A 13445-nucleotide genomic window follows, 5' to 3' on the forward strand; every position below is an offset into this window, starting at 1 on the left:
GGCACTTCCTATATCGACTGCGATTCTTTCCACACGATATGCAAAAATATGAAATATAAATGGGTTAAAATTAACCGCGGTGGCCCTGAAAGCGTTGAAGGTGTCATAACACACATTCATGATGATCACCTGGTTCTTGTTGTTAAAGAAGAAGTCATTTATGTGCCAATTTACCACATCCAAAGCTTAAATGAAATCGAGAAAAAAGATGATGATAAATCCAGCGGCAAGTCTAGCGGCAACGGAAGAAGCAGCAATAAAGGAAGCGGCAATCGAAGAAGTGGCGGCGGACGCAGCGGTAATCGAAGAAGCGGCGGCGGGCGCAGCGGTAATCGAAGAAGCGACGGCAGACGCAGCGGTAATCGAAGAAGTGACGGCAGACGCAGCGGTAATCGAAGAAGTGACGGCAGACGCACAGGCAACAGAAGAAGTGATAGCAGGCGCACAGGTGAAAGGCGAAGCGACGGCGGACGTAGAAGAAGTTTCTCAGAAGTTCATGAAGCTGTCAAAAAAGCTCACGTATCCGGTACACATCGATATATGTTTAGAGATCCGGAAGAAAGCAGCTCAAAGCGATCAATGCGTTCATGGGGAGGCAAAAACGACCCAAGTAAAGCATGGATCACGAGAATGTGCTAGTACTCATATAAACCAGGTTGTAAGAAGGGCATCTTATCATCATTTTAAAATTTAACCGCAAAGGAGCCCTTCTTACAGCTACATTTTCCAAGTCAATGGATACAAGGTGGGATTACGATAGATTTAAATCCATACATGTTTTGTAAACAGGAGAATAAAAGACTAAGCTGACACCTTATACCGCGAATCAAACCCTATATGGATTAAGGAACCAGGACCTTCCTCTAAAGCCACCCAATGTTTCGCTTGCCGCACTCTTGAAGAACAATTAAGAAAGTTCATCGATCAACTCATCGTCCTCGACCCTGGCAGTGATAGCCGCAAAATCGGCAAACTCGAAAAAATAATTGGCAACTCTATTGAATTGACACTGGCTCGAGGCGAAACGGTCATTCTTAATTTACACCATATTAAGTCAATTCACATTCCTTAATGGCAGAACTCCATCATTTGGCGATGGAGTTTTACGTTTTAATCCAATTCTGATAAATGCTGTTTCAAATATCGATTTCGCTGTTTAATATACTGTGAAATGACATGCCGCTCTTTTTCAAAACGGCCTGAATATTTGCCTTTATACGGGTCTTGATCGACATATGGCCGTAATTGATCGTACATCATATTTATCACTGGCATTAATTGTTCTAAGGTAAATTGATGATTTAAAATTTTTCTCATCAACATTTTATATTGTTTTCGGAAAGCCGGAACGTCCAGGATTCTTGCGGTTAGCGTATTATAGCCTTCGATCGGGATATAATCATAGGCTAACATCCGGCCGTGGATATCCCTTCCCCATGTTGCGTCATAATCCCATGGAATAAGCTCAAACAACCCTGTTTCTCTCGGATAATACAAAGCGTAATTATGAATAAACCCGTCAAAATTTTGTGTGCAAACAACGCCGGCCAACCAGCGCAAATATTTGTCCACATTCACATGCTTAATGATTTCCTTGCCGAATTGGGCTTGCGGCACTGTATTGATTTTATAGATGAATTGCTTTAGTTTTTCATCATCTTCTTTTGTACCGTATTTCCGGCTATAGCCCGAATCGAAGGAGTCCTTTACATCGTTATCGATAGGGCTAATGAGGGAAAAGTTCGCATCATCATTCTCAGCGTAATAAATCGCCCCATCCGGCAAACCTTTTTGTTTTAAGAAATAGCGGTCGACGGATTCCAGCCGCAAGTATATCCCCTGAAATTCATCATTGATCTCGAGAAGGATATGATTGGCTTCAGGCGCCAGACAGCCAATCATCTGGAAGAAATGAAAGGATAGTTTATTTCGAATAAAGGAGTGGTCGATGTATTCCGCATTCAAATGAAATTCTTTTTCCCCTGAAAACATATCCGGCTTTACATATGTGCACTGATAAGATTTTTTAGGCAGTTTTCGAATATGGGCTCCACGATAACTGATCATAATTTTCATTTTGTCGATTCGGCTGTTGCTGATCGATAAATTAGCGGGAACTGGCCGGTCAGACGATACATCTTTATTTAACGCTTTAACATTCTTCTCTTCAATACGAATCGAATACAACGGAAGTTTTCTTTTTGATTGCATCCTATCTTTCCTTTTTTGTTTTCATATATATGCTGCCATTCTATTCAATACGACACCGATAATACAGTCCAATGCATTACAACGTGCCTTTTTTCACAAAATACCTTCAAGGAGGACTACTAAAATGAAAAACATCAAAAATCAATACTCACCGGCTCAAGGTAATGGTTATTCTGGTGAAAATAAAATTTCCAGAAACCTTATTCCGGCAAAAGTGGAGAAAGCCTTTGAAGAACGTGCCGCTATTGAAGGTGACGGAATCGCTGCAAAACGTCCACAATAATGAGGAAGAGCGGAATCGGCTACGCGACGATTCTGAGCATTTCTTTTGGTCCCAACTATTTCATTTTTTGCATATACTGGCATAAGACCATTTTGAAAGGGAGAGAAAAAATGAACGATTCCGTTGTTCGACAATGGTTTTCCCCGGCTTTCCCATTTCCAATCTCCCCCACTCCCCCGACGGTAGCAGATTGGTGGCTGTGGAGCACCGGTTTTCCGATGGAGCCATTATATTTAACATACGAAGAGCTCAAAGCGATGATCGGAGCATCACCGCATGCTGCCCCTATGTCATTTCCCGGACAGGATCCACAATTCCCGCCAATTGCAAGGAACGGTTCTGAAGTTGCGGATGTTGGACGCGAGTAGGAAGGAAGACACGATGGTTTTTACGAAGAACGGATACGGAAGCAACGAATTGCCTTCGGACAATAATTACTCTAGTTTAGACAATACATTCAGCAAATTGGAAATAAAATACGGTGTTCGGACAATAATTTGGGTAGTTTGGAAAATAGAACACAGAGTTTGGACAATACATTCGTTAGTTTAGAAAATAAAACTCGTATTTTTGGGTTTTCTGAAACGATAGAAACGTTTAAAAGTGGTTCTCAGCCTAATATAAAAGAAATGGAAGACTGAATTTTCGTTTTGCTAAATAAAAAGCACTTTGCTTTAAGCAAAGTGCTATAATAGGAATGAGCCGTACTGGGTTCGAACCAGTGACCTCCACCCTGTCAAGGTGGCATTCTCCCGCTGAACTAACGGCTCATGATTAACTATGTATTCTTTTGTATCGGACAAGTTTTATTATATATGGCTTAATGAATTTTTGCAAGAGTTTTTTATAAAAAAATTAAACCCCAACTGCCCAACCCTGATAGGATCAGGCAGCTCACGCTTTTTAGCCGATTTTCTCTTCCTGATCATGCTTGCGTATTTCCTCTAAAGACAGCCTTTCTTCCTTATCCCTGAGCCGGTGAGCTAATCTACTCGACGCATTTGCCGCAATGCTTCCAACTAAATCATCTAAAAACGTATGCACTCTATTGGTTGTTTTCGTATCAAGGCTGCGAATGATTCCGGTCTTATATTTATCGAGATAACCAAACGTAGTCACCGCTATGCTTCCATAGCCAAAGACGGCGCCTAAGGCGATCGTTTCATCCACGCCAAAAAGCCCTTCATCTGTTTCAATAATGGATTGCAGCGGCTCTGAAAGCTTCCTTTCTTCGGCAAATTTGTCAAGCTCAATGCCGACCAATAAGGCATGTTGGATTTCTCGTTTCATCAGAACAGCCTCAACGCTTTCAATACATTCTTCCATCGTCAAATTCGGTGAAAACGGCGCCTGCATTTCATAAACAATTTCGGCAATATCCGTTACTTTCACACCACGCTCAGCTAATAATGTTCTTGCAGCAATTTCTACTTCACGACTAGAAATACGCTTTCTCATCTAACTCACCTCTATATCAGTATTTTCGACGGATGGTGCTATTTTTTCCATTATAGCATTTATGATACAATGAAACGGCAAACAACACTCGACTTTTGACAATTGGGGGATTTGAATGGCTACCATAAATGGCGAAATAAAAGAACAAATGATCTACAGCAATACATTAAAAGAAGAAATCCGGCTGTTGATCTACTATCCTGAAAACTATTCTCCTTTATATAAATATCCTGTACTTATTGCCCAGGACGGCCAGGATTATTTTCGACTCGGGAAGCTTGCGAGCACGGCAGATGAACTCATTCGCCAAAAAGAAATTGAGGAATTAATCATCGTTGCAGTTGATCATAATCGCGGCAAAGATCGTCCAGCCAAATACCACCCTGAAGGGGAGAAACATGAAAGCTATTTGCGGTTTCTCGCTTTTGAACTCGTTCCATTCATCAATGAACATTTCGCTACGTATTTGCTTGGAGCCGGATTTGGCTTAATGGGCGACTCCCTTGGCGGCTATGTTGCTCTTAAAGCCGGACTTCTCTTCCCGAGAACGTTTGGCAAATTAATTTTACAATCACCTTTTATTGACAATGACATCATACATATGGCCGAGACTGCGAACACGTTGGATCTACTTACGATTTATCATTCGATTGGCGATGAGGAGCATCAGTTTAAAAGCCCCGCGGGAGGCATTAAAGATTTTTTAACACCGAACAGAACATTACATTCTGTCCTTTCTAATAAGCAGCTTGAGTATCGCTATACTGAATTTAACGGTAATCATCTTTGGGCAAACTGGCAGAAAGACCTTTATCCCGCGTTAAAATTTTGTTACGGATTATAGCCAAACTGGGAAACTGTAGGAATATTTGCTATACTAATAAAAAGCAGCAGCAGTATTTATGAACTTCGTAGCGATTTTTGCCCACTATAAAGTCGCCGCTCGCTTTTAGCATAATGCAAAGGAGGAAATTATATGAGATATGGTATCGTTATTTTCCCATCAAAAGAGCTGCAAGAAAAAGTGAATTCTTATCGAAAACGTTATGACCCGCACTATGCATGGATTGCTGCACATATTACGCTAAAGGAAAGCTTTGATGCATCTGACTCAGAAATTGATAATATCGTTGACTACATCGAAAGAATCACCAAAAATGTTCCTCCATTTGAAATTACGATTGAAAAGGTTGGTTCCTTCCATCCCGTAAACAATGTTATTTATTTAAAAGTGAACGATGGGCATGATTTACGTGCATTGCATGATGCCTTTTATTCAGGCCCACTAGAAAATGAAGAGCGCTATAATTTTGTGCCTCATTTAACATTGGCTCAAAAATTATCCGATATTGAACATGCGGATGTGTTGGAACGCTTAAAAATGCTCGATATCAGGCACCAGGAAGTAGTTGAAAGCATCCATTTGCTAAGAAAGTCCGAAAAAGGCAACTGGTTACCTTATCGAGAGTTTAAGCTGGGAGGAAAGTAACCATGAAATTTTCCATTGTAACAACATCTGATAGCGCTTACAAAGATGCGCTCGAAGTCCGGAAAGAAGTTTTCGTACAAGAGCAAAATGTGCCTGAAGAACTTGAAATTGATGAACGTGAAGCGGAGTCTCTCCATTTTGTCCTTTATGATGAGGATAAACCCGTTGGCGCTGCAAGGCTGCGCCCTATAGATGACGGCGCTAAAGTAGAGCGTGTCTGCATTCTTAAGTCATACCGAAATAAAAATCTCGGTGCGTTAATGATGAGGCACATGGAGCAGGTCGCAGTGAAAAACCAATATCCTGCACTTCTATTATATGCACAAGTACAGGCAAAAGATTTTTACAAAAAATTGGGATATGATCTCATCTCAGAAGAAACCTTTCTTGATGCGGATATACCCCATGTTGCCATGAAAAAAGTATTAGGAACATCTTGAATGATGTTTCTAATACTTTTTTTCAATCATCCTGTTCAAAAAGGAGGACAAACAGGACGGAGGAGTTCACGGCGGCGCAGCTTTGAGTAGCGGAACGTATACATTTAATACGTGAGCAACAGAGAAGCAAGCCAACAAAGAAATCCGACCGTAATGTTTCCCGGACTTTTTGAACATCCTCTGTTAAAAGTTTACAGCGATGTGATTCACCGCCTTCACCTTATATTGTTGCTTGTTATAAAAGACAAAGGCTTCTACGATAATGTTGTGATCGATATCTTTTTTAAATGGGATCTGGAAATCTTGAACAGCTAAAGATTCACCCGGTAAAATCTTCGTTTCCTGGATAGGGCATATCCATATTTCTCCTCGTTCTTTTGCCGCATTCGCCCATTCATTATCCATGAACATCCATCCAAAATTCGCCAGCTGATCGCTATTGGCAGTATGAAGTTCTGGAGAGAATATTTTTCCTTTTAAGATGCATGCTTCCTCCGGCTGAAAACGAAAACAGATGTATGGATTTTCAAGCGGCTGAATGCCCGTATTCTCCATATGGAAAGAACCTTTAATGATCCCGGTCCGATTTTCGTTAAATATGACCGAACTATTGAAATAACAAATGCTGTTAAAATCTGCTTTTTCAACTAACGTGCCCGATCCATTTTCCGGAAAATTCAGTAACGTGCGATCCACATTTTTTCTCAAATTCAACCTTTTTTCAAGACCCTTTATCCGTTGTTGGTACGATTCAAGAAGTTGATCCTTTTCGTTGATTTCAACCTGAATCTTGCTAAGCAAATCTTCGTAATCTAATATTCGTTGTTCATGGTTCACTTTTTTCGCTTCATTTAACTGGCTATATACGTTTTCTAACTCCACTTTTAACTTTTGAATTTCCATTTCCTTTTCTTCAAGTTCTTTTTCTCGCGAGGCAGCCTTCAATTCGGATTGCAGACGTTCGATCGTCTCTTCAGCAAATACAAGCTTCCTTTCAAGATCAAGCGTTTTTTCCTGGTAATACTGCGTTCGTGAAATTAAGCGGTCATAGCTCAAACGCTCTTTTTGAGAATTCATCCCGATTCCCCCTTCAACATAGGCTCCCATCATTATATTATGTATGTAAAATGCATTCGTTCATTTTTATTTCATTTATTTTTATGAAAAAGAGCGAGATGCACCTCCCGCTCTTTTCACTCTTCAGATCATTTCATTTATGGTTGTGGTTTAAATTTAATATCTTCAAATGTTACACAATCTGACACGGTTAAATTACCTTCTTCTACACTGACAATTCCAGATTCAAATACGGTGACTCCACGATCGTTAATTAATTGTAGCTGGAATAAATCACCTGACTTGCTGTCTACTGCCGCAAAGTTAAAGTCGAATTCTTCCCCATCTCCCAACCTTCCGGTACCGGAAATGGTTAACTTAAGTCCGCCTTTAAATTCTTCGCAGCATAATGTTTCTTGATCAAAGTCGGTAGCTGTAAATGTAAAATTCTTTTGGCCGTCGCTCGTATCAAGATCTTCGAAAGTAAAGCGCAATGAGCTGTCATGAATGCTGCAATTCGGGCAAATGTCAGCAAGAACTGCCAATCGTCCTCTTTCCGATGCGTTTTCACCCGTCATCCCATTAGCTTCCCCGCTTGCTGCACAATCACAATTCGGTCTTGGGAAAATTCCCGGACATTGTTCAGGGAAGCTGATATCTGGGCAAACATCATTATCTTCAACAGATGATACTAAGTCATTGCTTCTTGGCGTACAGAATTTAGCGAGTACTTCGAGTTTAACCTCAGCTTCTACTTGAATGTCGATGCAAAATGTCACTTCGATCGTAAAGTGCGATGGACATGGTGAATTTAATAGAACGGTTCCTGTCGGGATTTTGCAAAGGATTTTCGTAATTCTGCAGAAGAGATCTGTTCCATCCGGGAAACAAAGCACAAATGATTCTAAGACTGAAGCGTTCACCAGAATATCTGTAACAATTTCTCCATGCCGGTCAACCACTTCTATAATGACATCTGATGTGAACAACAATTCAACAAGCTGGGCATCTGCAAAGCCGCCATTTACTGCAACTGTTACATCTCTTTTTTCCCCGATTTGCTCACAATTAAAATGTTCGGAGACGCATTTATGGTGATGATCGTTGCTTAATGGGAAGGCAGGTGGAGTTCTTGGCGTTTTACACTTAATTCTTAGCGGGCGGCGGCCAGGGTCTTCCATCGCCTCTTCGATCCTTCTCATTTCTTCATGGGAGAAAGCGATTCTTTTAGTCACCGAAAGTGTATCCGTCACCCAGTCGTACACTTTCTGCACTCGTATACACTCATCCTGAAGGGAATTCGCAGCCTTCGGGATCGGTTTATGGTGTTTTCCCATTGTGTCCCTTCCTTTCCTCATCATGATCTGAAGATTCCATACATACTATGGGAATACAATAGGTTATGACACCAGAAAACTCGCCTATTTTTCGGGTAAATCAAGGGAGGATAACTTGTGGGGATCATCTATTGGAACAACAAAAAACTAGAGGATCTGAATCATGGTGAACTCGAACAATTGCTATTGCTCTCTCCTTACTGGGGACTTGCGCTGGACAGGAAACAAAATGAGCTATTCGGTGGGCTTAAAGGATTAAAAATAGGCATTATTGGTTTATCGGCTAACCAGCTCAACCGGTTGAAGATGTTGCTTGAACATACGGAAATTCAATTAACAGAGAAGCTCCAAGACGATTGTGATCAACGCTTATTTATCGAAGTGATCGATCAATATCCTACCCCGCTAGCTATTCGGACGGCTGATCAAAAGCTCATCTACATACAGCCCGCCTTGCAAACAGAACTGCCTATTCAACGGAGCATTCATAAAAATATTAACGTAAAGCGAAAGTCCGGGCCGATTACCATTTTCATACCGCCAAAGTATGAATCCTACCTTTGTGAATGGAATGCCTACATCCTTATCCAATCCGCTCTCCGTTCCGAATTCAGGTCCCTTTCAAATGTTGATCGCAAGACATATTCACTACTTGTCCGCCGTGTGCTGATGAAAGTAAACCCTTACTTTGCAAAACTATTAACCATTCCGGCCATCGAAGAGGCGGCTCCTATGGCAAATAGAAATAAGACTGAAAAACAAATGAATTGGCCGGCGTTTCCTCCGTTTGACGAGTTCAAAACTCAACCATCAACGCCGCCAAAATCGGCTAAGGCTAGTTCTTTTGAATATTCCTATTCCACGAAAAGAAGCCAGAGTCTTGTAAAAAATCCAACAAACGATAACCCTATTAATCCATTTAAGCGCCATGAAGCGAATAATAAAACTTCGCCCATCTCGCCATTTTCCAGGGCACCGAATAAATCAACAACCGTCATCAACCCATTTCTTCCGAGAAGGTACACCCAGCCCCGCTCTCAAGAATATGATAACAGTACGTTCAATAGGAGGAGAGATGAATCTTGAAAAAAAGTAACATCCACGAACTATACCGAGAAGTAAAACGAAGGAAAACTAAAGAAGCGGCTGCAAAAAAAACATTGTTCACCCCGAAAAAAAAGAAAGGCTGCAAAAATTGCGGCAAAGTGACGTGGAAACCGAATAAAGCGCAATAAAACATTAAGACCACTTCCAATAAAGTGGTCTTAATGTTTTTGTCGAAAAGAATGGAAAACATCCTTGACGGATTGTTCAAATGGTATTTTAGGCCGCCATCCTAATTGGTTTATGAGCGTCGTATCCACTTTTAAAAAGTGATCCTTCCCGTTATTATCGGTTTCAACGATACTTAGCTCTACCGTTGTTTCTTTTTGTAATAGATTTAGAACTTGCTGCAAGGAAATCTCCCTGCCGGAGGCGATCCCATAAACAACGCCTACTTTGCCGGACTGAAAGAGCAAATCATAGGCAACAATTGCATCCCTTACATCAAGGAAATCACGTTTGTTGTTTAAATTGCTCACTTCTATTCTATTTTCCTCTTCGCCTTTTTCTATTGCGACTATTTTTTTGGCGAACGTCGATATGACGCCTTTTGAAGGACCTGGACCGATTAAATTTGACGGTTTCGCAATGACAATGGGCTGGTGAAAAAGAGGTGCCCAGGAGGCAGCAAGGAGGTTTTGCATCGTTTTGCTTAGACTGTACGGGTGTGGCGGAACCGAACCGATACCCGGTTGAAATTCTAAAGCCGACGTAACGAGAACGACTTTTTGTAAAGTGGCGGCCGTCCGAAGTGCTTCCAATAAATAAAGGGTGGCAATGACATTGGCTTCAATTGCCTTAGTCGGCTCTGACCATGATTCCGCGACGGAATTCATCCCTGCTAAATGAAGGACATATTCTGGCGAAGTTCGCTCTATGAGGAGCTGAACAGAAGATAAATTCGAAAGATCGCATTGAATGATTTTCCATGGGGCGCCCCCCGCATTCTTACTCCTCGATTGCCCAATGACGTTCATCCCTTTTTTATAAAAATACCGGCATGCATGCTGGCCGGTAAATCCGTTTGCTCCTGTAATTAAAATGGTAGAGCCCGGTTTCATGAGGCATCCATCCAGGCTTTTAGCTCTTGAAGCATTTTTTTATAGGAGGGCACTTTGTAGTTGATGTCTTCCCTCGTATTGAGCAATGTACGGTCGAGAAACAGTTCTGAATGTGGCTTGATGACAACATCTTCCTTCTGGAAAACGTCCTGGATGATTTTCAGCAATTCATATTTCGAAACTTTTTCCGGCGCTGTCAAATGATATAAGCCTGTGAGTTCTTGCTTAAACGCATACGTTATAAATTTCGCAAGTTCCAGCGTCGTAACTCCATTCCAATACACTTTCGTAAAGCCGCGAATCTCTCCTTTCTGGTTCATAAACCAGTGGAAAAGCCCGATCCCGTCTTTTAATTCCGGTCCGATAATCGATGTTCGAATCGTTAAATGGCTTCCCTCTTTCACTTCGCCCAGGGCTTTCGTTCTTGCATATACTGTAATGCCATCCGGTTCGCTCGATTCTGGATAGTTTCCTTTCGAGCCGCTAAACACGCAATCGGTACTAATATGAATCAATTTGCCGCCGTATGAATCTAATAGTCTTACAAGTTCATGGGGCAATAAACTATTAAGGATGATCGCTTCACGTTTACGGATCGCCGCGAACTCGTTTAAGACTCCGATGCAGTTAATGACGAAGTCAGGTTGAATGTTCGTTATAATTTCTTTGAGCTCATTAAAATCTGTCGCATCTAAATGAATATGATTGTGTTGCTTTTTGTCCCTTGAAGTGACATAAATATCATCATCCGTATGCTTTTTTAAATAGCCTGCGATTACATGCCCTGCCATTCCGCCGCCGCCAAGGAGCAATAGTTTCACGGCAAAAACCTGCCTTTTTCAAGCATTTTTTTAATTTCTTCTTTCGTCATTAAGTTTTCCGAAGAACTGTAACTTTTTAATTCAACTTTTTTAAAAGTAGAATAATGTTCATATAAGCCTTCAATTTTAATCGTCGGAAGAATAACGAAATATTCATTGTCAAAATAAACGGTCGAATCGCTTTCGAATTCTGAAAGCAAAATTTCGTGCAATTTTTCCCCCGGCCTGATGCCAAGTTCTTTAATTTTCACGTCTTTTTTTCCGGATGCTTCCATTAATACTTCTGCAAGATCTAAAATTTTGCACGTCGGCATTTTCATCACAAAAATTTCTCCGCCCTGCGCCTCATCTGTTGCTTTAAATAGCAGTTTGATTGCATCTTCCAGCGTAAGGAAAAATCTTGTCATTCGCTTATCTGTAATCCCGACATAGCCTTTTTGAATTTGATTTTTAAAGACATGAATGACACTTCCATTTGTTCCTAATACGTTTCCTCCGCGCACACATACGAATTTTGTATCCGAATTCAGCAAATTGGCATGAATAATAAGCTTTTCGCCAATCGCTTTTGTCATTCCGTAAAAGTTAGCCGGATTTGCCGCTTTATCTGTAGAAATATAAATCACTTTGTTTACTTTATTGGCGATTGCGGCTTCGATGACGTTTTGCGTTCCGATAATATTCGTTTTCAATGCTTCATATGGCTGATGCTCGCAAATCGGAACATGCTTTAACGCTGCGAGGTGATAGACATAATCGACTTTTTCGGATGCTTTCATTAATCCATCCAGCTCTCGGATATCACCAATAATAAATTTAAGCTTCGAATTGTTTTCAAAGTAACGCTGCATTTCTACCTGGCTCGCTTCATTTCTCGAGAGGATGCGAATTTCCCGGGGATTTTTCGGGAGCAGCTGTTTTACTAACTCATGGCCCCATGACCCCGTTCCTCCAGTTATTAATATCGTTTTGTTTTTCAACCTGTAGTCCCTCCAAATAAAAATTTAACCACTTTCTCGGAAACGTTCGGGTCAAAATAGCCCTCCGGAAAGTCCCAAACATTATGTTGACTGATCATCACCTGAACCGCTTCCTCTATACTTTTTTTGTTTACACCAGAGACAATATTGCTTCCGCACTCTACCGTTTCGGGCCTTTCGGTGCTGTTTCTCACCGTTACGGTCGGGACATGGAACAAGCAGCATTCTTCCTGCACCGTTCCGCTGTCGGTCAAGACACATAATGCATTTTTCTCTAATTTCACGAAATCAAAGAAACCGAATGGTTCATAAAATTCGACCAATGGATCGAGTTTTAGCGTTGAAAGGTTTTCCAGCTTTGATCTCGTTCGCGGGTGAATGCTGCAAACCATCCTTCGTTGATGAGTTTTGGCTACATGATTTAAGCCTTCGAAAATTTCTTTTAGATGATCGACATCATCGACATTTTCCGCGCGATGAATCGTCACGAGAAAAAACTCCCGTTCTTTCAATTGAAGCTTTTCTAGTTTATCGCTTCCATCAATCGGTTCTTTATAATATTCCAACACTTCATAAATCGGATTGCCTGACATGAAGATCCGGTTTACAGGCACACCTTCTTTTAGCAAATTTTCACGGCTTTTCGGTGTATACGGCAAATTATAGGACGATACGGCATCAATGATTTTACGGTTCTTTTCTTCCGGAACGCGCAAGTCGTAACAGCGGTTGCCAGCTTCCATATGGTAAACCGGGATATTCATTCGTTCCGCTAAAATGGCCGATAATGCACTATTCGTATCGCCAAGAACGAGCACTTTATCCGGCCTTTCCTTTTCAAAAATAACTTCAAGCTCCCTGAACATGAGTGAAAGTTGTTTTCCTAAGGAATTTTGCTGCTGGCTTAAAACATAGTCTGGATGGCGGACATTTAACTCTTTAAAAAACACATCATTTAACGAATAAGTGAAGTTTTGCCCCGTGTGGACGACAATATGTTTTTCTGCCAGTTGGTCCAGCTTCTTAATGATTAAATTGAGTCGGATGATTTCAGGGCGAGTCCCTAAAATCGTCATTATACGCATCTGAGTTTTAATCCCCTTTTGTTTTTTTTCATAATAGAGTATGAATAGTAGTTTTGAATGTATAGACGATCTACTAAAATCACCAAAAAGGGCAATATTTTTATCATAAAATAAACAATC

16 protein-coding genes and 1 tRNA gene are annotated in these 13445 nt (G+C 41.0%); 8 read left to right on the forward strand and 9 right to left on the reverse strand.

The features are described from left to right. Positions 1-208: 208 nt before the first annotated feature. Positions 209-694: a hypothetical protein gene (locus H538_RS24950; protein WP_051291185.1), complete on the forward strand. Its 486-nt coding sequence runs from the start codon at positions 209-211 to the stop codon at positions 692-694. A 416-nt stretch (positions 695-1110) separates the two neighbouring features. On the opposite strand, the gene H538_RS0101445 is transcribed toward H538_RS24950, so the two are convergent. Further along, positions 1111-2211 (reverse strand): CotH kinase family protein, encoded by a 1101-nt coding sequence (locus H538_RS0101445; protein ID WP_026676045.1) that lies wholly within the window; start codon positions 2209-2211, stop codon positions 1111-1113. A gap of 124 nt (positions 2212-2335) precedes the next feature. Between H538_RS0101445 and H538_RS25935 the strand changes: the two genes are divergently transcribed. Together H538_RS25935 and H538_RS0101455 are read left to right on the forward strand one after the other, a co-directional pair. Further along, a complete protein-coding gene (locus tag H538_RS25935) occupies positions 2336-2494 on the forward strand; it encodes a hypothetical protein (protein ID WP_154657879.1) in 159 nt (52 codons plus the stop codon). A gap of 110 nt (positions 2495-2604) precedes the next feature. Beyond that, positions 2605-2862 carry a hypothetical protein gene (locus tag H538_RS0101455; RefSeq protein WP_154657880.1) on the forward strand — a complete coding sequence of 86 codons (258 nt, stop codon included), beginning with the start codon at positions 2605-2607 and terminating at the stop codon, positions 2860-2862. A 330-nt stretch (positions 2863-3192) separates the two neighbouring features. Here the strand turns inward: H538_RS0101455 and H538_RS0101460 are convergent. Together H538_RS0101460 and H538_RS0101465 are read right to left on the reverse strand one after the other, a co-directional pair. Next, positions 3193-3264, reverse strand: a tRNA-Val gene (locus H538_RS0101460). Between the two features lie 133 nt (positions 3265-3397). Further along, positions 3398-3952 carry a phosphatidylglycerophosphatase A family protein gene (locus tag H538_RS0101465; RefSeq protein ID WP_026676047.1) on the reverse strand — a complete coding sequence of 185 codons (555 nt, stop codon included), beginning with the start codon at positions 3950-3952 and terminating at the stop codon, positions 3398-3400. 115 nt (positions 3953-4067) lie between these two features. Here H538_RS0101465 and H538_RS0101470 point away from each other — a divergent pair, with 115 nt between their 5' ends. The 3 genes from H538_RS0101470 (at position 4068) to H538_RS0101480 (ending at position 5881) form a co-directional block, all read left to right on the forward strand. Beyond that, positions 4068-4796 carry an alpha/beta hydrolase gene (locus H538_RS0101470; RefSeq protein WP_026676048.1) on the forward strand — a complete coding sequence of 243 codons (729 nt, stop codon included), beginning with the start codon at positions 4068-4070 and terminating at the stop codon, positions 4794-4796. A 132-nt stretch (positions 4797-4928) separates the two neighbouring features. After that, positions 4929-5441, forward strand: a complete 513-nt coding sequence (locus H538_RS0101475) for a 2'-5' RNA ligase family protein (protein ID WP_026676049.1) — start codon at positions 4929-4931, stop codon at positions 5439-5441. Positions 5442-5443: 2 nt separating this feature from the next. Then, positions 5444-5881, forward strand: coding sequence for a GNAT family N-acetyltransferase (locus H538_RS0101480; protein ID WP_026676050.1), 438 nt, complete (start codon positions 5444-5446; stop codon positions 5879-5881). 183 nt (positions 5882-6064) lie between these two features. Here H538_RS0101480 and H538_RS0101485 read toward each other — a convergent pair whose 3' ends face one another. Continuing rightward, positions 6065-6958 (reverse strand): coiled-coil domain-containing protein, encoded by an 894-nt coding sequence (locus tag H538_RS0101485; protein WP_026676051.1) that lies wholly within the window; start codon positions 6956-6958, stop codon positions 6065-6067. Positions 6959-7095: 137 nt separating this feature from the next. Then, positions 7096-8274 carry a BMQ_0737 family morphogenetic spore coat protein gene (locus H538_RS0101490; protein ID WP_026676052.1) on the reverse strand — a complete coding sequence of 393 codons (1179 nt, stop codon included), beginning with the start codon at positions 8272-8274 and terminating at the stop codon, positions 7096-7098. A gap of 117 nt (positions 8275-8391) precedes the next feature. Between H538_RS0101490 and H538_RS0101495 the strand changes: the two genes are divergently transcribed. Both H538_RS0101495 and H538_RS25940 read left to right on the forward strand, forming a co-directional pair. Then, positions 8392-9360, forward strand: a complete 969-nt coding sequence (locus H538_RS0101495; protein ID WP_026676053.1) for a hypothetical protein — start codon at positions 8392-8394, stop codon at positions 9358-9360. Beyond that, positions 9357-9509, forward strand: coding sequence for a hypothetical protein (locus H538_RS25940; RefSeq protein ID WP_154657881.1), 153 nt, complete (start codon positions 9357-9359; stop codon positions 9507-9509). The genes H538_RS0101495 and H538_RS25940 overlap by 4 nt, the downstream gene beginning before the upstream one ends. Positions 9510-9539: 30 nt before the next feature. Here the strand turns inward: H538_RS25940 and H538_RS0101505 are convergent, their stop codons facing one another. Genes H538_RS0101505 through wecB form a run of 4 tightly spaced genes read right to left on the reverse strand, consistent with a single transcriptional unit; the run spans position 9540 to position 13325 of the window. After that, complete coding sequence (locus H538_RS0101505; protein WP_026676054.1) at positions 9540-10439, reverse strand: NAD-dependent epimerase/dehydratase family protein; 900 nt, start codon at positions 10437-10439, stop codon at positions 9540-9542. After that, the gene (locus H538_RS0101510) at positions 10436-11260 is read right to left on the reverse strand and encodes a dTDP-4-dehydrorhamnose reductase family protein (RefSeq protein ID WP_026676055.1); all 825 of its coding nucleotides are present in this window, start codon (positions 11258-11260) and stop codon (positions 10436-10438) included. Before H538_RS0101510 ends, H538_RS0101505 begins: the two co-directional genes overlap by 4 nt. Beyond that, positions 11257-12240: a polysaccharide biosynthesis protein gene (locus H538_RS0101515; RefSeq protein ID WP_026676056.1), complete on the reverse strand. Its 984-nt coding sequence runs from the start codon at positions 12238-12240 to the stop codon at positions 11257-11259. The genes H538_RS0101510 and H538_RS0101515 overlap by 4 nt, the downstream gene beginning before the upstream one ends. Next, a complete protein-coding gene (gene wecB / locus H538_RS0101520; RefSeq protein WP_026676057.1) occupies positions 12237-13325 on the reverse strand; it encodes a non-hydrolyzing UDP-N-acetylglucosamine 2-epimerase in 1089 nt (362 codons plus the stop codon). The genes H538_RS0101515 and wecB overlap by 4 nt, the downstream gene beginning before the upstream one ends. Positions 13326-13445 lie beyond the last annotated feature (120 nt).

Origin of the sequence: Fictibacillus gelatini DSM 15865 (assembly GCF_000430745.1) — a bacterium.
Taxonomy (GTDB): domain Bacteria; phylum Bacillota; class Bacilli; order Bacillales; family Fictibacillaceae; genus Fictibacillus_A; species Fictibacillus_A gelatini.

Coding starts and splice junctions, on each gene's coding strand:
- H538_RS24950 (WP_051291185.1), top strand. CDS start 209: ATGATGATAAATCCAGCGGCAAGTCTAGCGGCAACGGAAGAAGCAGCA.
- H538_RS0101445 (WP_026676045.1), bottom strand. CDS start 2,211: ATGCAATCAAAAAGAAAACTTCCGTTGTATTCGATTCGTATTGAAGAG.
- H538_RS25935 (WP_154657879.1), top strand. CDS start 2,336: ATGAAAAACATCAAAAATCAATACTCACCGGCTCAAGGTAATGGTTAT.
- H538_RS0101455 (WP_154657880.1), top strand. CDS start 2,605: ATGAACGATTCCGTTGTTCGACAATGGTTTTCCCCGGCTTTCCCATTT.
- H538_RS0101465 (WP_026676047.1), bottom strand. CDS start 3,952: ATGAGAAAGCGTATTTCTAGTCGTGAAGTAGAAATTGCTGCAAGAACA.
- H538_RS0101470 (WP_026676048.1), top strand. CDS start 4,068: ATGGCTACCATAAATGGCGAAATAAAAGAACAAATGATCTACAGCAAT.
- H538_RS0101475 (WP_026676049.1), top strand. CDS start 4,929: ATGAGATATGGTATCGTTATTTTCCCATCAAAAGAGCTGCAAGAAAAA.
- H538_RS0101480 (WP_026676050.1), top strand. CDS start 5,444: ATGAAATTTTCCATTGTAACAACATCTGATAGCGCTTACAAAGATGCG.
- H538_RS0101485 (WP_026676051.1), bottom strand. CDS start 6,958: ATGAATTCTCAAAAAGAGCGTTTGAGCTATGACCGCTTAATTTCACGA.
- H538_RS0101490 (WP_026676052.1), bottom strand. CDS start 8,274: ATGGGAAAACACCATAAACCGATCCCGAAGGCTGCGAATTCCCTTCAG.
- H538_RS0101505 (WP_026676054.1), bottom strand. CDS start 10,439: ATGAAACCGGGCTCTACCATTTTAATTACAGGAGCAAACGGATTTACC.
- wecB (WP_026676057.1), bottom strand. CDS start 13,325: ATGCGTATAATGACGATTTTAGGGACTCGCCCTGAAATCATCCGACTC.